At 60.3% G+C, this 22,528-nt stretch carries 18 protein-coding genes; 5 read left to right on the top strand and 13 right to left on the bottom strand.

What is annotated here, in order from left to right:
• Nucleotides 1-4 precede the first annotated feature (4 nt).
• The 5 genes from PQQ52_RS32445 to PQQ52_RS32465 form a co-directional block, all read right to left on the bottom strand.
• Complete coding sequence (locus PQQ52_RS32445) at nucleotides 5-1,255, bottom strand: DUF2957 domain-containing protein (protein WP_408220760.1); 1,251 nt, start codon at nucleotides 1,253-1,255, stop codon at nucleotides 5-7.
• A 107-nt stretch (nucleotides 1,256-1,362) separates the two neighbouring features.
• On the bottom strand, nucleotides 1,363-2,718 hold the full coding sequence (locus PQQ52_RS32450; protein WP_408220762.1) for a DUF2957 domain-containing protein: 1,356 nt from the start codon (nucleotides 2,716-2,718) through the stop codon (nucleotides 1,363-1,365).
• Between the two features lie 491 nt (nucleotides 2,719-3,209).
• On the bottom strand, nucleotides 3,210-4,157 hold the full coding sequence (gene argC, locus PQQ52_RS32455; RefSeq protein WP_408220764.1) for an N-acetyl-gamma-glutamyl-phosphate reductase: 948 nt from the start codon (nucleotides 4,155-4,157) through the stop codon (nucleotides 3,210-3,212).
• Nucleotides 4,158-4,433: 276 nt separating this feature from the next.
• Entirely contained in the window at nucleotides 4,434-5,006 is a 573-nt protein-coding gene (locus tag PQQ52_RS32460) for a flavodoxin family protein (RefSeq protein WP_408220766.1), read from the bottom strand.
• 259 nt (nucleotides 5,007-5,265) lie between these two features.
• Entirely contained in the window at nucleotides 5,266-5,868 is a 603-nt protein-coding gene (locus PQQ52_RS32465) for a YbhB/YbcL family Raf kinase inhibitor-like protein (RefSeq protein ID WP_408220768.1), read from the bottom strand.
• A 266-nt stretch (nucleotides 5,869-6,134) separates the two neighbouring features.
• Between PQQ52_RS32465 and PQQ52_RS32470 the strand changes: the two genes are divergently transcribed.
• Nucleotides 6,135-6,824: a response regulator gene (locus tag PQQ52_RS32470; protein ID WP_408220770.1), complete on the top strand. Its 690-nt coding sequence runs from the start codon at nucleotides 6,135-6,137 to the stop codon at nucleotides 6,822-6,824.
• Nucleotides 6,825-6,938: 114 nt separating this feature from the next.
• Here PQQ52_RS32470 and PQQ52_RS32475 read toward each other — a convergent pair whose 3' ends face one another.
• A complete protein-coding gene (locus tag PQQ52_RS32475) occupies nucleotides 6,939-7,625 on the bottom strand; it encodes an orotate phosphoribosyltransferase (RefSeq protein WP_074281967.1) in 687 nt (228 codons plus the stop codon).
• Between the two features lie 389 nt (nucleotides 7,626-8,014).
• On the opposite strand from PQQ52_RS32475, the gene PQQ52_RS32480 reads away from it, so the two are divergent.
• Nucleotides 8,015-9,262, top strand: coding sequence for an MFS transporter (locus PQQ52_RS32480; RefSeq protein WP_408220772.1), 1,248 nt, complete (start codon nucleotides 8,015-8,017; stop codon nucleotides 9,260-9,262).
• 325 nt (nucleotides 9,263-9,587) lie between these two features.
• Nucleotides 9,588-11,870, top strand: coding sequence for an NADP-dependent malic enzyme (locus tag PQQ52_RS32485; RefSeq protein WP_408220774.1), 2,283 nt, complete (start codon nucleotides 9,588-9,590; stop codon nucleotides 11,868-11,870).
• A 248-nt stretch (nucleotides 11,871-12,118) separates the two neighbouring features.
• Here PQQ52_RS32485 and PQQ52_RS32490 read toward each other — a convergent pair whose 3' ends face one another.
• Together PQQ52_RS32490 and PQQ52_RS32495 are read right to left on the bottom strand one after the other, a co-directional pair.
• Nucleotides 12,119-12,667 (bottom strand): hypothetical protein, encoded by a 549-nt coding sequence (locus tag PQQ52_RS32490; protein WP_408220776.1) that lies wholly within the window; start codon nucleotides 12,665-12,667, stop codon nucleotides 12,119-12,121.
• A 34-nt stretch (nucleotides 12,668-12,701) separates the two neighbouring features.
• Entirely contained in the window at nucleotides 12,702-16,301 is a 3,600-nt protein-coding gene (locus PQQ52_RS32495; protein ID WP_408220778.1) for an indolepyruvate ferredoxin oxidoreductase family protein, read from the bottom strand.
• Between the two features lie 348 nt (nucleotides 16,302-16,649).
• On the opposite strand from PQQ52_RS32495, the gene PQQ52_RS32500 reads away from it, so the two are divergent.
• A complete protein-coding gene (locus PQQ52_RS32500) occupies nucleotides 16,650-16,856 on the top strand; it encodes a hypothetical protein (RefSeq protein ID WP_408220780.1) in 207 nt (68 codons plus the stop codon).
• Between the two features lie 136 nt (nucleotides 16,857-16,992).
• Here the strand turns inward: PQQ52_RS32500 and hppD are convergent, their stop codons facing one another.
• Nucleotides 16,993-18,090 carry a 4-hydroxyphenylpyruvate dioxygenase gene (gene hppD, locus PQQ52_RS32505; protein WP_408220782.1) on the bottom strand — a complete coding sequence of 366 codons (1,098 nt, stop codon included), beginning with the start codon at nucleotides 18,088-18,090 and terminating at the stop codon, nucleotides 16,993-16,995.
• 254 nt (nucleotides 18,091-18,344) lie between these two features.
• Between hppD and PQQ52_RS32510 the strand changes: the two genes are divergently transcribed.
• Nucleotides 18,345-18,842 carry an Lrp/AsnC family transcriptional regulator gene (locus PQQ52_RS32510; protein WP_120289137.1) on the top strand — a complete coding sequence of 166 codons (498 nt, stop codon included), beginning with the start codon at nucleotides 18,345-18,347 and terminating at the stop codon, nucleotides 18,840-18,842.
• Nucleotides 18,843-18,938: 96 nt separating this feature from the next.
• Here PQQ52_RS32510 and PQQ52_RS32515 read toward each other — a convergent pair whose 3' ends face one another.
• From PQQ52_RS32515 to paaE, 4 genes are all read right to left on the bottom strand, one after another.
• Complete coding sequence (locus tag PQQ52_RS32515) at nucleotides 18,939-19,607, bottom strand: GNAT family N-acetyltransferase (protein WP_408220801.1); 669 nt, start codon at nucleotides 19,605-19,607, stop codon at nucleotides 18,939-18,941.
• Between the two features lie 243 nt (nucleotides 19,608-19,850).
• Entirely contained in the window at nucleotides 19,851-20,459 is a 609-nt protein-coding gene (locus tag PQQ52_RS32520) for a TetR/AcrR family transcriptional regulator (protein WP_408220784.1), read from the bottom strand.
• Between the two features lie 14 nt (nucleotides 20,460-20,473).
• Entirely contained in the window at nucleotides 20,474-21,286 is an 813-nt protein-coding gene (locus tag PQQ52_RS32525) for a DUF1835 domain-containing protein (protein WP_408220786.1), read from the bottom strand.
• 153 nt (nucleotides 21,287-21,439) lie between these two features.
• Nucleotides 21,440-22,528, bottom strand: coding sequence for a 1,2-phenylacetyl-CoA epoxidase subunit PaaE (paaE, locus tag PQQ52_RS32530; RefSeq protein ID WP_408220787.1), 1,089 nt, complete (start codon nucleotides 22,526-22,528; stop codon nucleotides 21,440-21,442).

The raw sequence follows: 22,528 nt of genomic DNA on the forward strand, positions 1-22,528 counted from the left end.
TCCATTACTGGACGAAGGCGCCGATCGTGAAGTACGGCGAGGCCGCGTTGGTCAGATCTAGGTAGCCGAACACGCCACCTGTGAAGATCATCTTTCCGGTCGGCGTGGTACCCGTCGATGCACCCACTTGTGTCGTCGTCACCACACCCGGCACGGTTTGCGTGAAGTCCAGATTCAGCGCCGTCGCGAGCGATGCCTGCGATGCGTTGAACGGATCCAGCAGCGTGGCCTGCGAGCCCTCGAGCGCCGTGGTGCGATAGTCGAACTGGCTATCCACACCGATGTACTCACCGTTTTGCGAGTTCACCGCGATCGAAGTTTGTGGCGACAGAATCGAGATGCCCGATTCATCGTCCGCATACGGTCCGAGTTCGCCATTCACCGGCGTCGTCACCGAGGAGTTCGCCGCGCCGGTTCGTACCAGGATCGGCACCAACTGGTTGCGCAGCTTGCCGACGATCATGTAGCCGCGAGCCTTGGGCGTCGTGGCGAGCGTCGGTTTGGCCTGGCCCAGGAACTTGTCGGTTTCGAACGCGCCGCTGCCGTCAGCCGACGATACGAAGTTCGTACCCGGCTGTTCGCACTTACCCGCGTTGACACCGGAGTTGTCGCACTCGCTCCATGTGCCGTCCGCATTGATCGTGATCTTCGAATCCACCGCGACCGGCGCGAAGCTCTGTGAAGGAACCTGGTGATAGCCGAGCTGGTTGTAGGTGCCGGCCACGTTCGCGAGATTCGTTTCAATCGACGAGAAGCCGATGAACGGGTAGTACGGGAACGTGGTATCGGGCACCGCGCCCACGCCGAGAATCCCGGCGAAGGAGATTTCCGCCCCCGGAATCGTGCCGCCCGCCACGCCTTCGCCGACAAAAATCCGCGCCGGACGGTTCGGGTCGAGGCTCGCGCCGTTCAGGCGGTAAGCACACTGATTGAGCTTGTTGGTCGGCAGCAGCGTTTCCTGGGTCAGCGTGCCGGTTGCGCTCTGACCGGCGCGCGTCGGCGCGACAGTGCCGGTGGTCGCCGGAATCGGCGATTCGATGTAGCTGATTTGCCAGGTCATCTTGGTCGTGTCCATCTGCAACTTGACCAGTTCGCCGTCACCGCCGCCGCCCGTGAACACCGTGCCGTAGTCGAGCGACGCAGGACACAGGCGAACTTCCGTCACCGGTCCATCACCGTTGCCGCCACCACCACCACCGCACGCCCCCAGCAACGGTGCTGCAAGAGCGAGCACCGAAAGGATTCTCCATTTCATACCGCCTCCAGAATTTTCTCGTTGTGTGTGGCCGGCTCCCAGTCCGGCCACCTTTTGCTATTTATGTCTCGTACTGCGAACTGCCGGTCCTTCGTTCTCTTCGTTCGTTACTTGCTGATCTGTGCGCCGATGCCGAAGTAGGGCGTGCTTGGCGTGTCTGAGTTCGCCGACGTCGACGTGATGCCGCCGTTCTCCGCGCCCTGGATGACGATGGCGTAGAGGCCGCCGGATGCAATCGCAAAGCCGGTCTTGCCGTTGGTGTCCTGCACGCCGACCAGACCCGGACTCGGCAACCCGTAGCCGAGACCGAAGCCGCTTTCCGCCGACGAGGTGCTCGGATTGATGAACGTGCCGACCGCGCCCTGGATCAACGTTGCGGTGTACTTGAAGTTCGAGTCCGCGCCGACGTAGCCGCCGTCAAAGCCGCCGGATGCAAGCGGCGTGGCCGCGGCGAGCATCGCGATACCGGATTCGTCGTCGACTGACAATGCCGACAGGTTGACGTTTCCGGTGCGGACCACGAGCGGTACCGTCGCGCCGTTGATCTGTCCGATGATCATGTGAGCCTTGCCGGATTGGTCGGTGCGAAACGGCGCGGGGTTGCCGCCATTGACGATCTGCGGTGGTTTCGCGCTGTCGAAATAGCCGTTGCTGTTCAAGGTGAGTGCACTACCGGTGCTCAGGCAGCCGCTCGAACTCGATGAAGTGCAATTGCCGCTTGCGTCGAAAGTCTCCACCGAATTGGTTGCGACGGTCTCGTAGTTGGCGGTCGGCGAAAGGTGGTAGAGCAGACCGTTGTAGGTACCCACCAGCTTGGTGAGGTCGGTCGTCGTGCTGGCGAAGCCGAGGAACGGGTAGAAGTCGAAATGCCGGTTGGGTACAGCGCCCAGGCCCAGAATCCCACCAAATTGCACCGTCGCGCCCGGAATCCCGCCACCGGCCACGCCCAAGCCAACGAGGATCATCGGCGGATTCGGATTGTTGACGAAGTCGGGTGTCGTATAAGGCTGACCGTCGCCGACGCCGGTGCCGGTACCTGCGCCGAGAATAAAGGCGCAGCGGATCTGTTCGGCGGTGGGCAGTGCGCCGGTCGGCGGGTGGATCACGGCGCCCGTGATCTGCGTTCCCGCGCGCGTCGGCGAAACTTGACCCGTGCGCAGCGGAATCGGCGACTCGAGCCACTTCAGCGAATACGTCATTGCCGTTGCGTTGATGTTCAACTGCACGATTTCGCCACTACCCGCACCACCGAGATACGTCGATTTAACGATGTCGCCGGTAGCAGGACATAGCGCGGCCGCGCCCGCGCCCGAAGCCGGCGCACCTTGCGCGCCGCAGCTCGAGCCTGAGCATTGCGGCGAATTGATCGCGCCGGGATTGTCGGCCTTGCCGCCGCCGCATGCGATGAGGAATGGGGTCGCGGCGATGGCCATCGCCAGACCTCGAATAATGGCGTGCGACATGCTGCTGTCTCCCTTCATGTAATTGTGCGAACTAATTTCGCTGCGCGCTTAATGCCTGTCAATTGAATGAGCCGTCTAAAAAGACCGATTCAAACAGGGAAATTTTTGCCGGGCGTGCTTAGAGTGGGACTAGGCAGGCCTTTTAAACAAAAAAGGATTTTTGAGTTCGAAGGCGGTACCGTTGCTTCGCCGCACACCCTTATCAGACAAGCCTTGCAGCAAAATGGCTCTATCATCTTCGAACGGTCGTTCGAAAAAAAATCCGTAATTTCCCTATGCGGAAAACTATGCTGAGCGGGTTGATTTCAGGAATGAGTTACCGGCGCTTGATGAGTAGTCCGATTTTGCTTTTTAAAGTAATACGGGCAACTACTGATTAACTGCGAAGGAAGACATTCTGAGGGCGGCCTTTTAAAACTAAAAAGCCGATCTTTGCAGACCGGCTTTGGGGCAGATTGGCGGCGAATTGCCCTCTGTAACTCGATACGTGCTCAGCGTTTCAAGCCGGATTCCTCGGCGGTGCCGATTGCGAGGTTCATGCACTGGATTGCCGCGCCGGATGCGCCCTTGCCCAGGTTATCGAGGCGCGCGACGGTCACGAAGCGCTCTTCGTTGCCAAACACGAACAGGTCGACACGGTTGGTGTCGTTGTTCGCCTGTACGTCGAAGAAGCCGCCGTCGAGGTTCGCGTCGGCATCGAACGGCGCAACGTGCACGAAGACTTCGCCTGCGTAGTATTCGGCGAACAGTGCCTGCACGTCTTGCGGCGTGGCCTTCTTGGCCAACTGGCTTGGCGAGAAGAAGGTGGTGACCGCGAGACCCTTGTAGAAGTCGCCGACGATCGGCGTGAACACCGGCGCCGACTTCAGGCCCGTATGCGCCGCCATTTCCGGCAGATGCTTGTGCGTGAGGCCGAGTGCGTACGGGCGCGGACTCTTGAGCTTGTCGTTGCCGCCGGCTTCGTAGTCGGCAATCATTTTCTTGCCGCCGCCGCTGTAACCGGTGATCGAGTATGCGTGCGCGGCGAATTCCGGCGCCACGACGCCTGCTTCGACGAGCGGACGCATGGCCAGCACGAAGGCCGACGCATGGCAGCCCGGCACGGCAATGCGTTTTGCGGTGCGCAGACGTTCGCGTTGCGAGCGGGCCAACTCGGGCAGGCCATAAGCCCAGTCAGCGGATGTGCGGAAGGCCGTGCTGGCGTCGATCAATACGGTGCGGTCGTTTTCGACCAGCGAGGCTGACTCGCGCGAGGCGACGTCCGGCAGGCAGAGGAAGGTGACGTCCGATGTGTTGATGAGACGGCGGCGCTCTTCGAGGTCCTTGCGTTTCGCTTCTTCGATACGCAGGATCTCCACGTCGGCGCGTTGCGACAGGTATTCAAAAATCTTCAGGCCGGTCGTGCCTTCCTGTCCGTCGACAAAAACTTTCGTGCTCATCTCGATCTCACTGGCTTGCTGGAAACGGGGCGCGACACCGCGCCGGAACGCTATTTTAAGACCTGATCGCGGTGGGCGTGCAAAACGGGGTGAAAAAACGACGATGCGCGCCGAAAGTGACATCGGCGTGACCGGTTACAGGATAGATGCGAGCCGATGCACGTGGGTTCCGGGCAGATCGGCGGTGCTTGTCAGGGGCCGAGCCGCGCATTTTGAAGCGTGCGGTGCCGGCCACGAGTGCGCGGCTTCCTGATGCAAGCTTCGGACCGTACGTCGTTATCGAGTGACCGCGTTCCAACGCGCGGTGGCGCCGGCGATGCGCGCGCCGAACATCCTGGCCGTTTCCAGATCCCCCGCGGGCGGCGCTTCTTCCGGGGACGCGTCGGCGGGGGACTGCGCTAGCAGACCGGTAAAGCCGCCCACGTAGTTCAGATCGTTGCGGGTCGCCGCCTTGGTGTTCGACGGCATCATGCCGGTGCCCACCCAGATCATGCTGTGTTGCATCGCCAGCGTGACGAAGTACTGGATGGTCGAGAACTTGTCGCCGTTCATGGTCGCCGAGTTGGTGAAGCCGGCTGCGATCTTGTCTTTCCACGTCTGGCCGAACCACGGCTTCGAACTCGCGTCGGCGAATTTCTTGAAGTCGGCGGACGGGCCACCCATGTAGGTGGGCGCGCCGAAGATGATGGCGTCGGCAGCCGCCAGTTCGGCCCACGCCGCGTCGTCGATTTCGCCGACCGGCATGAGCCTGGCGTCTGCGCCGGCTTCGAGCGTGCCGGCCAGCACGGCCTCGGCGACTTTCTTCGTGTGGCCGTAGCCGCTGTGATAAACGATGACGATCTTCGACATGGCACTCTCCGGCAAGATGAACAAACAGGGTGAGCAAGGCAAACATGCGCGCATGTAGCGACGCGACATCGACAAGCATCGCTTACGCCGCTCCGTTGCACATTAGCGTGCGCGGATGACAGAAATTCCGTTGAGGCGGCAATGTGAAGCACGCCGTGCGTCAATTCGCGCATCGAGCCGGCGCGTGACGCCCGGCGCAGTGTCAGTCGCGCTCCAGCTCGCAGCCGATGCAGTTCGAGTCAGTGTTGACGGGCGCCGCTTACCGTCCGTAGTTGACCACTATTCGCGCGCTGTCGAGCGTGGCAGTACCGATCTCGTGATCGAACATGAGCGCCGGGCGTCCCTGCGCGAGGCGCAGGGACGCGGTGTTCAGCGCATAAACGGTGATGACGTAGCGATGGGGTTTGCCAGGCGGTGGGCAGGGGCCGCCATAGCCGTCGGTGTCGAAGTCGTTGCGCGCTTCGACTGCGCCCAGTTTCTTCAGGAAGCCGGACGAGCTGGCGTTTTCCGGCAAACTATTGACGGTGGCCGGAATTGCCGCAACGGCCCAGTGCCACCAGCCGCGGCCGGGCGCATCCGGATCGAACACTGTGACCGCGAAACTGCGCGTGCCGGCCGGCGCATCGTGCCACGTCAACTGTGGCGAGCGATTGCCGCCTTTGCAGTCGTCCTGATTGAAAACCTGAGCCGCATCTACGGTACCGCCCGCATGGAAGCTGGCGCTGGTCAGCGTGAACGGACCTTGGGCGAGTGCGTAAGTGCCATGCACCGCCAATAGCGCGAGACCAAGCATCGCGCGGGTGAAAGACGGCATACGGCGGAACGGCGAAGCTAGCGAAACAACCAGGCAACGCGAGCGCATGTGCCGGTTCTCCTGTCAGGGCGCGAGGCGGTTGTCCTCGCGAGGATTATTGTCCCTATTTTGTGCCCCAACGTCGAATCAAGTCTAACATTAGCTCTACGACGGATCATTGTGGCCAGCCAGCAGGCTGGGCGGACGTGAAATCGGCTATAGTCAGAGGAATTGTCCGCGCGAATACAGACCGCGTACCCGATCAGTTCAAGTATCAAGAATAGAAAGGCATGTCAGAAGTTTTGGAGAGTGGTTTATCTGTCGAGGGGAGGGCAATGCAAGATCCAGTCAGGGTCGTGGTCGCCGACGACCATCCGGTGATTCTGTTCGGCGCCGAACAAGCTTTGCTCAAGTTTCCAGGTCTGCAGGTCGTCGCGCGTGCGCGACAGTCAACCGAACTGGTCAAAGTGCTGCAGACCGTTGCGTGCGATGTGCTCGTGACGGATCTGGCTATGCCAGGCGGTCAATACGGCGACGGTTTGCCGCTGATTGGCTATCTGCGCCGCAATTTTCCCGACCTTCCCATCGTCGTGCTGACGATGTTGGAGAACGCCGCGTTGCTCAAAAGGCTGAGCGAACTCGGCGTGACCTCGGTCGTCAACAAATCGGACGATCTGAGCCATATTGGGCTCGCGGTGCAGCACGTCAGTCGCAACCTGGAATACATGAGCCCGTCCGTCAAGGCGTCGCTCGATACGCTGCGCATGAATGCCGGCGGTAAGAACGAAGAAGTGATGTTGTCGCGGCGCGAACTTGAGGTTGTGCGCCTGTTCGTGTCGGGCATGACGATCAAGGAGATATCGGAGCAACTCAATCGCAGCATCAAGACGATCAGTACGCAGAAGAATACGGCGATGCGCAAGCTCGGCATCGAACGCGATTCCGAGTTGTTCCAGTACGCGCAGAGTAACGGCTTGCTGAATCTGTCGTCGCATTCGGTCGGCGATAGCGGCAGCACATCCTAGCCGGCGTTGTGCCGCGGTCGCAGTTTCGTCCGGCCGCACGAGCGCAATGAAAAAAAGCCGCCTGTCTCATCGACAGGCGGCTTTTTTCATTCCATCCGCATTGAGCGGTTGCGCTTACTGCGGCGTTGCGTTGGCGCCACCGTGTGCAGCGGACCATTCGGCCGGTGCGTGCAGGAATTTTTCCACTTCGTCGAGCGTCTTGGTGTCGAAGTAGTTGTTTGCCTTGGCGACGCGCAGCACGTCCCACCACGTGGCAAGCGCGTGCAGATCGACGTCGATGTCTTTCAGCACCGACACGCTTTCCTTGAAGATGTTGTAGTGGAACAGCACGAAGCAGTGGTTCACTGTCGCGCCGGCGGTGCGCAGCGCGTTGATGAAGTTGATCTTGCTGCGGCTGTCCGTGGTCAGATCTTCAACCAGCAGCACGCGTTGCCCTTCGGTCAGCAGACCTTCGATCTGCGCGTTACGGCCGAAGCCCTTCGGCTTCTTGCGCACGTATTGCATCGGCACCATCAGGCGGTCGGAGAGCCATGCCGCGAACGGGATGCCGGCGGTTTCGCCACCGGCCACCGCGTCGATCTGCTCATAGCCGACGTCGCGCAGGATGGTGGCTTCGGCCATTTCCATCAGGCCACGGCGCACGCGCGGATACGAGATCAGCTTGCGGCAGTCGATATAAACCGGGCTCGCCCAGCCGGACGTGAAAATGTACGGTTTCTCCGCGTTGAAGTGCACTGCTTGCACTTCCAGCAGCATCTTGGCGGTCGTGTCGGAGATCGTCTGGCGATCGAAGCCTGTCATGGGCGGATCCTTGGGTGTGAGCGAGGAGAAGCGGGCGCGGGGCCCGGTGGCGCAACAAGCGGAGTATGCCGCGCCATGATGGGCGGAATACGTAGCCGGTCAGTGGAGTGCAGGCCGGTTTTTGCTGCGCGCGTAGCCCGACATTTTACCCGAAATGGGCCCTCCCGAGGAGGCCGTCGTGCGTGCCCGGGGCGAATGACGATCATAACGGCCGCGCTGAGCGGGGCGTGCGAGGTTCGTGGGGCGCTGCATTGTTGCGGCTTCCAGGGCTGTTTATGGGCCGGCTTTTTGGCTTGCTTGTGAGTCGCCTGGAGCGCCTTTACACTCACGCGAATTTCTTGGGCGGCCCTCGCGTGGCTACCGCCTTCGTGTATTACGGAATACTTTCAATGACTCCCGCTTCTTCCGCTACCGAAACCCGTGAACCTGCCGAAGGCGGCCCCGCCAAAAGCGGCTATGCCGGCCGTGCGCTGATCGCTTCAGTGCTCGGTTACGCGATGGACGGCTTCGATCTGCTGATCCTGGGCTTCATGCTGCCGGTGATTGCCGCGGATCTGCACCTGAGCTCCGCGCAGGCAGGCTCGCTCGTTACGTGGACGCTGATTGGCGCTGTCGCCGGTGGCCTGATTTTCGGCGTATTGAGCGACTATTTCGGCCGTGTGCGAATGCTGACGTGGACGATTTTGATCTTCGCCGTCTTCACCGGACTGTGTGCGCTGGCGCAGGGTTATACGGACCTGCTGGCCTATCGGACCATTGCGGGCATCGGCCTCGGTGGCGAGTTTGGCATCGGCATGACGCTGGTCGCTGAAGCGTGGCCGGCCTCGCAGCGGGCGCGTGTGTCGTCCTATGTCGGGCTGGGATGGCAACTCGGGGTGCTGGCGGCCGCGCTGCTGACACCGCTGCTGTTGCCGGTGATCGGATGGCGTGGCATGTTTGCGCTTGGATTACTGCCTGCCGTGGTGTCGTTTTTCGTACGGCGTCGCGTTGAGGAGCCGGCGCTTTTCACCGAGCGTGTCGCACGCGGAATGCGCAAGCTCCCGCTCAAATTGCTGGTGGCCGATGGCCGCACCGCGCGCGCCAGCGTCGGTGTCGCGATTCTCTGTTCAGTCCAGAACTTCGGCTATTACGGCTTGATGATCTGGCTTCCGAGCTATTTGTCGAAGACGTTCGGCTATTCGCTGATGAAGTCCGGCGTATGGACCGCTGCGACGGTTCTCGGCATGGCGTGTGGCATCTGGCTGTTCGGTATGGCCGCCGACCGCTTCGGCCGCAAGCCGACGTTTCTGTTCTATCAGGTGGGTGCAGTGGTGATGGTATTCGTCTACGCCCATCTGACAACGCCGACGATGCTACTCATGGGTGGCGCGGCCATGGGCGTGTTCGTCAACGGGATGATCGGCGGCTATGGCGCGCTGATCTCCGAACTTTATCCGACCGACGCGCGCGCCACTGCGCAGAACGTGCTGTTCAACGTCGGCCGGGCGGTTGGCGGTTTCGGGCCGGTGGTCGTGGGCGCACTGGCAGCACGCTATTCGTTCGGCGCCGCACTCGCTTTGCTCGCATCGATCTATTTGCTCGACATCTTCGCGACGCTCTTTCTGATCCCCGAACGACGCGGCGCCGAGCTCGAATGAGATGCACATGGCTCGCGCTTGACCCAGGCATGAGGCACGCGCGGCCATCCGCCCAATGACCGCCGGATGCGGCGCTGCAGCATTGCCGGCCCGTGTTTCGCCGATGGCGAAGCACGTTCACCACTCGGTGCATCGACACGTTCGGGGTGTACACTAACCGCCCCGCGTAGCACTCCGCACCGTCTCGCCTTCCGCCGAGGTTCGACGCCGCGCCCAACCGGCGCATGCGAAAACCGCCGCAGTCGATTATCCATTCGATAGACGCGAAGCGCAGCCAACGGTGCGGTGTGCCGGGCTCAATTACTTACGTCTCGCAGGCCAAAAAATGGACGAACAACTTAAGCAAAGCGCTCTCGCATATCACCAGTTTCCGAAACCCGGCAAGATTTCGGTCACTCCCACCAAGCCGCTGTCGAACCAGCTCGACTTGTCGCTCGCCTACTCGCCGGGCGTCGCCGCGGCCTGCATGGCGATCTACGAAGACCCGCTCGACGCGCAGAAATACACCTCGCGCGGCAACCTCGTCGGCGTGATCACGAACGGCACCGCCGTGCTCGGTCTCGGCAACATCGGCCCGCTGGCCGCGAAGCCGGTGATGGAAGGCAAGGGTTGCCTGTTCAAGAAGTTCGCCGGCATCGACGTGTTCGACATCGAGTTGAGCGAATCCGACCCGGACAAGCTGGTTGAAGCGATCGCGATGCTCGAGCCGACCTTGGGCGGCATCAACCTTGAAGACATCAAAGCGCCTGAGTGCTTCTACATCGAGAAGAAGCTGCGCGAGCGCATGAAGATCCCGGTCTTCCACGACGATCAGCATGGCACGGCGATCATCGCTTCGGCGGCGATCCTGAACGGCTTGAAAGTGGTCGGTAAAAAGCTCGACGAAGTGAAGCTCGTGTGTTCGGGCGCGGGCGCTGCGGCCATCGCGTGTCTGGATCTGCTGGTGAATCTGGGCCTGTCGAAAAAGAACGTGCTGGTCACGGACTCGAAGGGCGTGATCTATGAAGGTCGCGGCAACCTGGATCCGTCGAAGGAACGTTACGCGGCGAACACCGAAGCACGCACACTGGCTGACGCAATCCGCGGCGCCGACGTGTTCCTCGGCTGTTCGAGCGCCGGCGTGCTGAAGCCGGAAATGGTCGCTGAAATGGGCACGCAGCCGCTGATTCTGGCGCTGGCGAATCCGGAACCGGAAATCCGTCCGGAAGAAGCAAAGAAGGTGCGCCCGGACTGCATTATCGCGACTGGCCGTTCGGACTACCCGAACCAGGTCAACAACGTGCTGTGCTTCCCGTTCATCTTCCGCGGCGCGCTGGATGTCGGCGCAACCACGATCACGGAAGAAATGAAGCTCGCGTGCGTGCGCGCGATTGCGGAGCTGGCAGAAGAAACTGATCAGGGTGATGAAGTCGCCAAGGCGTACGAAGGCCACTCGCTCGAATTTGGCCCGGAATACCTGATTCCGAAGCCGTTCGATCCGCGTCTGATCATCAAGATCGCGCCGGCTGTCGCGCAAGCCGCGATGGATTCGGGCGTCGCAACCCGTCCGATCAAGGACATGGACGCGTACCGCGAAGAACTCGGCACCACCGTGTATCGCACTGGCATGGTGATGCGTCCGGTGTTCGCTGCCGCGAAGTCGCAGCCGGCTCGTATCGTGTTCGCCGAAGGTGAAGACGAGCGCGTGCTGCGCGCCGCGCAATTCGTGCTGCTGGAAAAGATTGCCAAGCCGATCCTGGTCGGCCGTCCGTCGGTGATCGAGATGCGTCTGAAGAAGATGGGCTCGAAGCTGAAGTGCGGTGAGGACTTCGAGGTCGTCGATCCGGAAGACGATCCGCGCTATCAGCAATGCTGGCAGGCGTACCACGAACTCGGCGCGCGCGAAGGGGTGACGCCGGACGTCGCGAAGGCCGCGATGCGCAAGTTCAACACGCTGATCGGCGCGATTCTGGTTCGTCTCGGCGAAGCGGACGGCATGATCTGCGGGATGATCGGCCAGTACCACACGCATCTGAAGTTCATCGAACAGGTGCTGGGCAAGGCGGATAACGTGCAGAACTTCGCTGCAATGAACCTGCTGATGCTGCCGGGCCGCAATCTGTTCATCTGCGATACGTACGTGAACGAAACGCCGACCGCCGAACAGCTCGCCGATATGACGATGCTGGCATCGCGTGAAATCGAAAAGTTCGGCATCACGCCGAAGGTTGCGTTGCTGTCGAATTCGAACTTTGGCAGTGCACCGTCTTCGTCGTCGCAACGTATGGCCGCGGCTCGCAAGTTGATTGCCGAGCGTGCACCTTCGCTCGAGATCGACGGTGAGATGCACGGCGATGCGGCGTTGTCGGAAGCAGTCCGCAAGGCTGCGTTCCCGGGCACGACGCTGACCGGCGAAGCGAACCTGTTGATCATGCCGAACGTCGAAGCGGCGAACATCACTTACAACCTGCTGAAGATGATTGGCGGCGAAGGCGTGACGGTCGGCCCGTTCCTGCTGGGTGCGGAAAAACCGGTTCACATTCTGACGCCGGCTGCGACCGTACGACGGATCATCAACATGACGGCGGTGGCTTCGGCAAACGCACGCAAGCGGTTGAACGCGCAATAATGCAGATGAGTTGATGGTTGAAGCGCCGCAGCATTGCTGTGCTTGCTGGGAAGCCAGAAGAACGCCACGAAAGTTGATTTCGTGGCGTTTTTTTATGTATGCGTTCTTATTCTGTTGGCCGGAGGTCTGAGAAATTCTTATGGAGCAATGCGATCTTTAAGAATGCTCCTATTCGATTCGCTGTGACACTTTTGTAAAGTTACTTCTGAAGCGCGGCACAACGCGATGGCAACGGAACAGTCGGCTGGTCAATCCTTGCATCGCGCCAGGCGCCGCGCTTCTTCTGATGTTGAGAAGTTCGCAGTGGTAGTGGCAGTAGTTCTGATGGTGAAGACAGTAGTACCAATGGGTTGCAGTTCTGATAGTAAGTGTGTGTTGTTGCAGTTGAAGTAGTGGTTGGTAGTTGAAGTAGTGGTTGGTAGTTGAAGTAGTGGTTGGTAGTTGAAGTGGTGGTTGGTAGTTGAAGTGGTGGTTGGTAGTTGAAGTGGTGGTTGGTAGTTGAAGTGGTGGTTGGTAGTTGAAGTGGTGGTTGGTAGTTGAAGTGGTGGTTGGTAGTTGAAGTAGTGGTTGGTAGTTGAAGTAGTGGTTGGTAGTTGAAGTGGTAGTTCGTAGTTGAAGTAGAAGTTGGCAGTAGCAGTTCGTAGTCGTAGTTGCTGTTCGGTAGTTGTTTGTTTTTGGTTGGTTGGTTGTTGTTGTGTTGTTGGAAGGAGCAGTACCGCTTGTTCTTGTACACACGCATCACGTGTCGAAACAGGCAAAAAAAGGCGACTGTCCGTGAGGACAGTCGCCTTTTCCATTTCAGGCCGATGCTGACCGGTCAAGCCGGCAAGATCATGCCGCGTGCTGCGTCTTTCCCGTTTCCGGCGAGCGCCAGCGCGTCAGCAAGTCGTTCCACTTGACCCGCACACCCTTCAGATTATTTTCCTTCACGTGTCCGTAACCGCGGATGCCGTCTGGCAGGTTCGCCAGTTCAACCGCCAGTTCACGCTTCAGCACAGTCAGGCCGCCGATCAGCTCACGCACCAGCGCCTCGTATTCGACGATCAGCGCACGTTCCGTACGACGCTCCTCTGTCTTGCCAAACACGTCGAGCGCCGTCCCGCGCAAGAACTTAAGTTTTGCAAGCACGTGCATGGCGCTGAACACCCAGGGTCCGTACTTCTTCTTCACCAGATGGCCTTGTGCGTCTTTCTTCGAGAACGTCGGCGGCGCGAGGTGAATGTGCAGCTTCCAGTCGCCTTCGAAATTCGCCTTCAGTTTTTCGATGAACGCGGGGTCGCTGTAGAGCCGTGCGACTTCGTATTCGTCCTTGTAAGCCATCAACTTGTGCAGATTCTTCGCGACCGCCTCGGTCAACGGCAACTGGCCGTCGATCGAATCCAGCGCTGATTCCGCCACCCGCACTTGCGACACCAGGGCGCGATACCGGTCGGCGTACGCGTCGTTTTGCCACGCAGCAAGGTAGTCGGCGCGCTTATCGATCAGCGTGTCGAGCGCCTTCGGCGTGTGCAGCGAGATGATCTTGCTGCTCGCGGTTTCCGCCGCGGCACCGCGTCCTTGTGACTGCGCGAGCTTGCGCACCGCAGCCAGATCGTGCGCAGCGCGTCTGCCCCATTCGAATGCCGCACGGTTCTTCTCGATCTGGACGTTGTTCAGCTCGATTGCGCGCATCAGCGACTGATAGGTCAGTGGCACCCAGCCGCGTTGCCATGCGTAGCCGAGCACGAACGGATTCGTGTAGATCGCATCGCCGAGCAGCGCGACGGCGAAGTGATTTGCGTCGACCATATCGACGCCGTCATCGCCCGCACCGGCACGTACGTCCGCTTCAGTGCTGCTGCCCGGGAAGCGCCAGTTCGGGTTCTTGATGAGATCGGCGGTCGGCGTATGCGCGCTATTGAGCACGACACGGGTGCGGCCCACCTGCATCCGCGAGACGCATTCGTCGCTGGCGGTGACGATCGCATCGCAGCCGATCACGAGACTTGCCTCCCCCATTGCGATGCGGGTCGCGTGAATGTCGGCCGGGTTCTGCGCGATCTGCACGTGGCTCATCACGGCACCGCCCTTTTGCGCGAGGCCGGTGACGTCGAGTACCGTGACACCCTTGTTTTCCAGGTGCGCGGCCATCCCGAGCAACGCACCAATCGTCACGACCCCCGTGCCGCCGACGCCCGTCACCAGCACGCCATAAGGACGCGCGATCGACGGTAGTTCGGGTTCCGGCACCGGTGGCATCGCGTCACCGACGATGCCCGAAGCCGCCTTCGGCTTGCGCAACTGCCCCCCTTCGACGGATACGAAACTCGGGCAGAACCCGTTCACGCATGAGAAGTCCTTGTTGCAGGTGGACTGATTGATCTGGCGTTTGGTGCCGTACTCGGTATCGAGCGGCTCCACGGACAGGCAATTCGATTTCACCGAGCAATCGCCGCAGCCTTCGCACACCGCTTCGTTGATCACGACACGCCGCGCCGGGTCCGGATACGTGCCGCGTTTCCTGCGGCGGCGCTTCTCGGTCGCACAGGTCTGGTCGTAGATCAGAATCGTGGTGCCGGAAATCTCGCGAAGCTGACGCTGAACTTCGTCGAGCTTGTCGCGATGGTGAATGTCGATGCCGGGAGCGAGGCCGACGTTCGCGGAGTATTTCTCCGGTTCATCGGTGACGATCACGATCTTCGTCGCGCCTTCGGCTGCGAGTTGATGGGTGATCTGCGGCACGGTCAGCACGCCGTCGACCGGTTGGCCTCCGGTCATGGCAACTGCGTCGTTATAGAGAATCTTGTAGGTGATATTCGCCTTCGACGCGATCGCCGCGCGAATCGCGAGCAGGCCCGAGTGGAAGTAGGTGCCGTCGCCGAGATTGGCGAACACGTGTTTGTCGTTGGTGAACGGCGCCTGGCCGATCCACGCCACACCTTCGCCGCCCATCTGGCTGAAGGTGCTGGTGCTGCGGTCCATCCACACGGTCATGTAGTGACAGCCGATACCGGCCATCGCGCGCGAACCTTCCGGTACGTTCGTCGACGTGTTGTGCGGACAGCCCGAGCAGAACCACGGCTTGCGCTCGGCTTCGACGCGCGGACGCGCTAAGGCTTTTTCCTTCGCTTCGATTACCGCGACGCGCGACGCAATGCGCGCACGCACGTCGGACGGCAGATCGAACTTGTCGAGACGCGTGGCAATTGCCTTGGCGATGATTGCCGGGGAGAGTTCGTAGTGGGCCGGCAGAAGCCAGTTGCCCATCGGCACCGACCATTCGCCGCCCGCGCCGTCCTTCTCATCGAACTTGCCGAACACTCGCGGACGCTGTGCGTCCGGCCAGTTGTACAGTTCTTCCTTGATCGCGTATTCGAGAATCTGGCGCTTTTCTTCGACCACGAGAATTTCCTCGAGACCACGCGCGAAAGCTTGTGCACCTTGTGCTTCGAGCGGCCATACGCATCCGACCTTGTAAAGACGGATGCCGATGCGCGAACAGGTTTCGTCGTCGAGACCGAGATCGGTCAGCGCCTGACGCACGTCGAGATAGGCTTTACCGCCGGTCATGATGCCGAAACGCGCATGCGGCGAATCGATTTCGACGCGATCCAGTTTGTTGGCGCGCACGTAGGCGAGCGCCGCGTACCACTTGTAGTCGAGCAGACGCGCTTCCTGCACCAACGGCGGATCCGGCCAGCGAATATTCAAGCCGCCTTCCGGCATCGCGAAGTCGTCTGGCAGAATGATTTTGGTGCGCTGCGGATCGATATCGATTGAAGCCGACGATTCGACCACGTCAGTCACGCACTTCATCGCGACCCATAATCCGGAGTAACGGCTCATCGCCCAGCCGTGCAGGCCGAAGTCCAGATATTCCTGCACGTTCGACGGAAACAGCACCGGCAGGCCACATGCCTTGAAGATATGTTCTGACTGGTGCGCAAGGGTGGACGATTTGGCGGCATGGTCGTCGCCGGCGAGCACGAGAACACCGCCGTGTTGCGCCGAGCCGGCCGAATTACCGTGTTTGAAGACGTCACCGGAACGGTCGACACCCGGGCCCTTGCCGTACCACATCGAGAACACGCCATCGTATTTGGCGCTCGGGTACAGGTTGACCTGCTGTGAACCCCACACGGCGGTCGCCGCGAGGTCTTCGTTGACGCCGGGTTGGAACACGACCTGGTGCGATGCGAGATGCTGCTTCGCCTTCCACAAGGATTGGTCGAGTCCACCGAGTGGCGATCCACGATAACCGGAGATGAAGCCGGCGGTATTGAGTCCGGCGGCACGGTCGCGTTCCTGCTGCAGCATCGGCAGGCGTACCAGCGCCTGGATGCCGCTCATGTACGCGCGACCGCGTTCGAGGGTGTATTTGTCGTCGAGCGTGACGGAAGATAGCGCGGCTTCGAGCGAAGCTCGCTGACCTGCGTCTAGCGGGGCATTCATTATGTGTACTCCTCCACCCAGTTTGGGATCACCAAAACTTTTTTGGGGCCGTGGCATCTTGTGAATGCTTGGGGCCGGGGTCGCCATATTGACGGGTTTTAAGTGATGGTAGCACTGGTGAAAACCCGCCGCAGCGCTCCAAAAATGCCGCTTTGCAGCATGATTTCCTTGAGGTGCTCAGGGCTATTTTCAGCACCGCGACGGCACTGTAACAAGCTGTAAAAACTACCAATCTGAGGAACCGCAGTTGAAATGTCTGTCTAACACCCCACCTGCGAGCAATGTCTGCGCAACGCTCTGCATTCGGTGGAGCTTCAGGACAGCAGGGTAGTTAGAAAAGGAGTACGCATGAACACTAGAAATATCCAGACCTTCCTGATGGTTTCGGCCGCATTCTTCGCCATGAGCGCGCCGGTGCGTTCGAGTTCAAATTCGAGCAGCGCAGGAACGCTGTCGAACGCGATCATCAGCACGGCACAAGTCGCGCCCGCACGCATTGTGGTGGAGCGCGTCGCTCGATCCACGAAGGCCGACGGGGAAGACCAGAATTCGTGATGCGTCGCTAATGCGATGCGTCGGTTGAAAATCTGTCATTGTCCGGCTACGGGCAACGTCAAAAACGACAAAGGGCGAGGATCGCAAGATCCTCGCCCTTTTTTATGCCCCTCAGATTTCGCGCAGGCCTTTGTCGTCAGGCCTTGTCCTGAACCACGCCGCGGCGAATCTGGTCCAGCTCGATCGATTCGAACAGCGCCTTGAAGTTGCCTTCGCCAAAGCCCTGATTACCCTTGCGCTGGATGATCTCGAAGAAGATCGGTCCGATCTGGTTTTCGGTGAAGATTTGCAGCAGCAAGTCGTCGGGTGCGCCGTCGATCAGGATCTTGCGCTTGCGCAATTCGTCGAGCGGCTCGCCGTGGTTCGGCACACGGCGATCGACCAGTTCATAGTACGTGTCGATCGTATCGAGCAGCGAGATGTTCGCCGCGCGCAAACCGTCCACTGTGCGGTAGATGTCGTTGCTACCCAGCGCGATGTGCTGGATGCCTTCGCCGTGGTACTCGTCCAGATATTCCTGGATCTGACCGGCCACGTCCGAACCTTCCTCATTGATCGGGATGCGGATCTTGCCGCACGGCGAGGTCATCGCTTTCGATTTCACGCCGGTTACCTTGCCTTCGATGTCGAAATAACGCACTTCGCGGAAATTGAACAGGCGCTCGTAGAATTCCGCCCATTCCTGCATGCGGCCACGATGGACGTTGTGAGTCAGGTGATCGATGTAGGTCAGGCCGTGGCCGACCGGGTTCGGATTCGCACCGGGAATCGGTTCGAAGTCGACGTCGTAAATATCGATGTTGCCAATGCTGCCCGCCTCAGCGCCGTTCTTGCCGCGCCAGCGGTCGACGAAATAGATCAGCGAGTCACCGATACCCTTGATTGCAGGGATGTTCAGTTCCATCGGACCGGTCTTGTTGTCGAAGCCCCAAGCGCCCTTTTCCAGAGCCTGCTGATAAGCTTTCGCCGCGTCCTGCACACGGAACGCGATCGCACAGATCGACGGGCCGTGCAGGCGCGTGAAGCGTTGCGCGAAGGAATGCTGCTCCCCATTGACGATGAAGTTGATTTCGCCCTGGCGATACAGCGTCACGTCTTTGTGACGATGCCGAGCGACGGCGGTGAAGCCCATCTGTTCGAATAGCTTGCCGAGCGCCTTCGGGTCCGGTGCGGTGTATTCGATGAATTCGAAGCCGTCGGTGCCGACCGGATTTTCCCAAGTTGAAACCTGCATTGTCTGTCTCCTATATCGACCAGAGTTAGGGCTTCAGCTGTCGGCCGGAGTTAGTGCTTCAGCACTTACTCCGGGCCCATGCAAAGCTCTTACTGGTCCCATGCAAAGCGAAGCGCTGGCGCGGGATGTGCAAGTTAGCGCGACTGAATGACGCAAGTGTAAAGGCGCGCTGGCGACGAAAACTTGCGAATTTAATCGCGTGTCGATACGCTGGCGCTATCTTTTAGCTTGGATTTCTACGTGGACGGCAGAAAATGGCCAAAATAGAGATAGACGCCATCGACAGACGCATTCTGGCGATCCTTCAGGAGAATGGCAGGTTGTCGAATCAGGAGATCGCCGAGCGCATCAATCTGTCGCCAAGCCCATGTCTACGGCGTATTCGTCGGCTGGAAGAGAGTGGGGTGATTCGCGGCTATGTCGCGCTGCTCGATGCGCAAAAGCTTGGGCTCGATCTGCTGGCCTACGTCAACGTGCGGCTGGAAAAGCGCAGCGGTCCGGCGCTCAGTCCGCGTGGCGGCGCCACGCATGCCGATCTGTTCCGTGCGGCGGTGCAGACGTGGCCGGAAGTGGTTGCCTGTCACGCGATGACTGGCGACATGGATTACTTGCTGCGTGTGCAGGTCGAGGATATGGCGCACTTTTCACGTTTCGTTCAGGAGCAGTTGCTGCACCATCCATCTGTAATCGACGTGAAGACGAGCTTTTCGCTCGAGAAGTTCAAGGAGACGACGGCGCTACCAATTTTGTAGGTACCGGTCTTGTAGACGCCGGACCGCGGTTGCGCGACAGACAAACAAAAAGGGCAGCCACAAGGCCGCCCTTTTTTTGCCGAAGCGTAGACCCAGTTAGGCCGCCGCAGCCGTTGGCATGAACGATTCGAACAACTTCGACGTTTGACGCGCCTGGCGCTTGAGGGCGTAGTCGAACACCGCGGCTTGCTCCTGCAGCATTTCGGAAATGATGCTCGATTGATCCGCCGGGGGCAGCGTCAGATAGGCGTCTGCTTCGCCGTATGCGTATTCGATCTTCATGCCTGCCTTCTTGGCGATGTGCATCATGGTCGAATTGCGCGACAGACAGTGCATGTAAAGCGTGGTCACATGCGTATTGCGGCTGCGGATGGCGGCGCGTTCGAAGAGCTTCGAGCCAATACCTTGCCCGCGGACGCTTTCCAGCACAGACACGCCGAACTCGGCGGTGCGCTTGTCACCTTCGACCGGCAGGTACGCCAGGTGGCCGACGCCGGTGAGTTGCAACTGGCTATTGAACACGCCGAAGACCGTGTCGCGCGTGAAATCGATTGCGCGGACGTAGTTTTCAATGACGTGGTCAGGCACGATCTGGCCGAACCGCAGAAGGCGGTCGTCTTCGTCGAGCGAGAGGAAGTGGGTGAGCAGCCGTTCGCGATCAATAGTGGTGAGTTCACGGACCAGAGTAGGTGCATGACCGGCTGGCTGCAACAGACGATCGTGCGCGACGATCGGCTCAGCGGCGCGGGGTGTAAGCATGTTCATAGTCAGGTTCTCCTTTTGATCGAGCGGCGTGGTGCACCGCAAAAACGATTTTAGCGGAAACCCTGACTCATCACTAGGGAAAACCCGTATTAAAACTTGAGGGGAACGCCTAAAAGATTGGCGCCCCATTTTTATCTTATTGATTATTAATGGGTAAATAAATTGAACGAGCGTTCGTGACATGTTGTCGTGCCTAGGCAACTCACGACCATTTTGCCCTTTGAGCGATGCTGCTGTGCGCAATCAATCCTCGGCGGAACTCAATCCGTGATCCACCATGTTGACTACCTGCTCGGCAAATTCCCGGTAGCCCATCCGGCCGTCCGGCTTGAGCCAGGTGAACGTCCAGTTGATCATGCCGAACACCATCATCGTGAGGGCGGTCTGGTTTTCGCGCGTGGCCCGTTCCGGATAGGCGCGCGCCAGCTGCCGCGCGAAAGCCGCGACCACGTCGCGCTGACGGTTCAGGACGATCTCGCGCTGGGCGTCGACCAGGTACTTCACGTCGTTCAGAAGCGCAACGTGCCGGCTATGCGATGTCTCGTACTCGGACAGAAAAGCCCGGATCAGCTCTGCGAAGGTCTCCCGCTCTGTCAGTCCGCGACGTTGGCTCGCGCCTTCCACTTCGGCGATGATCAGCATTAGCCGCTTCGTGTAACGGTCCAGCAGATCGAACAGGATCGCTTCCTTGCTCGCGTAGTAGTGGTACAGGCGCGCTTTCGAGGTGCCACTCGCGGCGGCGAGGTCGGCCATCGAGGTGCTCGGGTAGCTGGTCTGGGCGAATTTCGTCGCGGCTAGTTCGAGAATCTGATCGCGCTGGGTTTCGTGGTCGGGGGCTCGGGTGCGGGCCATGGTCGTCTGTTTTATTAGTGTGGACAGGGGGCAAGCGCCGCGCACAGTTCCAATGTGCGCCATGCGTTCGCATCGCCGCGCAGCTTGATACGCCGGGTCGCGGCCAGTTCGCGGAAGCGCCACAGCACGATGCTGTCGCTCACCAGATACCAGAGTTCGGCGGTCATCAGTTCGGCGGCAATGTGCGAGGCGGGCTGCCAGTCGGCCGTGACGTGCTCGAGAATCAGCGCGTCCAGATCGCCGAAGCTGCCGCTCGTGAACGTATTGTCGCGCCAGCGTCGCGTCTCGCCGTTGGCGTGTTTGGCTTCCTGCCATTCGAGCGCGAGGCGGCTGATGCGCAAAACCGAAATCGGCGCCGCGTCCGGCAGACGCCCTTGCAGTACCGCCGGTGCGAACATGCCCACCGACGTCGCGTGGTCTTTCCGGCTGTGCGCCCATGCGCCGGGATCGGTGAGGTCGTTAATCGACAGACGCACTTCGTTTAGCCGCTGCGGACTATTGCGCAGGTGGTAGCAGACGCGGCGCAGCATCAACTGATCGGCTGCGCTTTCGCCGTGCCAGACCACCAGATTCGCGTCGCCGCGCGCGAGGTTTTCCAGTGCCGCCGCCTGTTCGCGGAATTCCCGAAGGAAATCGCGCCGGGTGTCCGCACTAACGCGATCCCAGAAGTTCGCTCGCACGTCAGGTCCGTCGTCGATGCCGCGCAGAGGACCGACCGCCAGATCGTCACGCAGCGCATGCACGCGATCATCGCGGCCCGCCTCGGCTAGCGCGGCGCGCAGTGACTCGGCGGCGACGTCGCCGTTGGTGAGGTGGATGGTGCTCATCGGCAGTGGCTTGGGCTGGCAAAAAACGCAAATGACAAAAGGGGCCGCTCATTGATCGGGATAGGTGTCCGATCAATGAGCGGCCCCTAGTGTAAGCGGATCGCGGACCTGCTGAAAGCGTGCGGGCGTCGTATGGGTGCCCGTCGCGCCAGATTAGCGTTCGTCGTAACTCACCACCACACGATCGCTGATTGGATGGCACTGGCAGGTCAGCACGAAACCGTCGCGGATCTCGTGTTCTTCCAAGGTGTAGTTTTTTTCCATTTTCACCTCGCCTTCGAGCACCTTCGCGCGGCAGGTGCAGCAGACGCCGCCCTTGCACGCATACGGCAGCGCGAGGCCGGCACGCAAGCCGACGTCGAGCACGCTCACGCCCTGATAAGGCAGACGCAGCTTGCGCCTTTTCCCGTCGAGGACGATTTCAAGGTCGGCGGCCGGCGTGTCGTCGGTGATTTCGACCTGCGGCACACCCGCTTGCGGCAGCGGCGAACCGAAGCGCTCCACGTGCACTTTTGCCGGAGGCACGCCCGCGGCTTTCAATGCGGCCTCGGCGGCATCCATCATCGGGCCGGGGCCGCAGATGAAGGCTTCGTCGATTGCATCAGCCGGCAGCAGGTTTTCGATGAAGGCCGCGCACTTCTGCTGGTCGAGCACGCCGTTGAACAGCTCGACGTCCTGCAAGTCGTCCGACAGCACGTGATAGAGCACGAAGCGGTTCATGAAGCGGTTCTTCAGGTCTTCGAGTTCTTCCGCGAACATGATCTGATCGACGCTGCGGTTGCCGTACACCAGCGTGAAGGTGCTGCGAGGCTCGATTTCCAGCGTGGTTTTGATGATCGCGAGCACCGGTGTAATGCCCGAACCGCCGGAAAACGCGATGTACTGCTGGCCCTGGTCGGCGTTCAGATGGGTGAAGAAGCGGCCGTCCGGCGTCATCACGTCAATCGTGTGGCCTGGCTGAAGCGTGTCGAACGCGAAGTTCGAGAAACGGCCGCCGCGCACACGCTTGATGCCGATGCGCAGTTCGCCGTCGCGATCGTAATCGGTGACGCCGACGCAGATCGAATACGAACGGCGAGTTTCCTCACCGTCGATGTGCGTTTTCAGCGTGACGAACTGGCCCTGCGTGAAGCGATAGTGGTCGCGCAGTTCGACAGGGACTTCGAAGGCGACCGAGACCGCGTCAGCGGTTTCGGGCCGCACTTCGCGGATACGCAGCGGATGAAATTGCGGGGTAGCCAT

It is taken from the genome of Paraburkholderia sediminicola (genome assembly GCF_046030555.1).
GTDB lineage: Bacteria > Pseudomonadota > Gammaproteobacteria > Burkholderiales > Burkholderiaceae > Paraburkholderia > Paraburkholderia sediminicola_E.